Genomic DNA, 661 nt, shown 5'->3' on the forward strand with positions numbered 1-661 from the left:
CGGAGACGGAAGGCGCTACAATCAATATTGCAAATAAGAGTGGTGCTGATCGTGTTATTTCCGGTGTGAAGGAAGCGGCCAATGACAATGAAGCGGTTAATAAAGGCCAACTTGATAAGGGTTTAAAAGACCTTTCTGATAATCTTCAGTCTGATGAATCAGCAGTTGTTCATTATGATAAAAATACAGATAAAGAAAACACCATTAATTATGAAAGTGTGACGTTAGGGAAAGGTAAGGAAGCAAAAGCCGTTGCTCTCCATAATGTAGCTGTTGGCAGTATTGCCAAGGATTCACGTGATGCCATTAATGGTGGACAAATTCATACCCTCTCTGGAGATGTTGCGAAGTTTTTAGGTGGTGGTACAACCTTTACAGATGGTGCTTTCACGGGACCCACCTATAAATTATCTAAGATTTCTAAAGACGGTAAGGAAGAAGAAGCTAATTTTACCGATGTTGGTACAGCTTTTGAAGGCATTGATACGAGTATCAAGAATGTGAATCAGCGGATCAAAGATGTGACACAAGGTGTTGCACAGGATTCGTTGACGTGGAGCAAAGATTCAAATGCCTTTAGTGCGCAGCATGGAGAAGGAGAGAAAAAAGGCAACAGCAAGATCACGTTTCTTAAGGATGGTGAGCTCTCAAAAAGCTCAAC

The 661-nt window shown here is 41.3% G+C and carries 1 pseudogene; it reads left to right on the forward strand.

Annotated elements, in window-relative coordinates:
• Positions 1-661 (forward strand): annotated as a pseudogene (locus tag ACFIJK_RS09440) (hypothetical protein); the annotation flags it as partial.

It is taken from the genome of Bartonella sp. PS17NMGDW (assembly GCF_042193555.1).
In the GTDB taxonomy this organism is placed as follows: Bacteria; Pseudomonadota; Alphaproteobacteria; order Rhizobiales; family Rhizobiaceae; genus Bartonella; species Bartonella grahamii.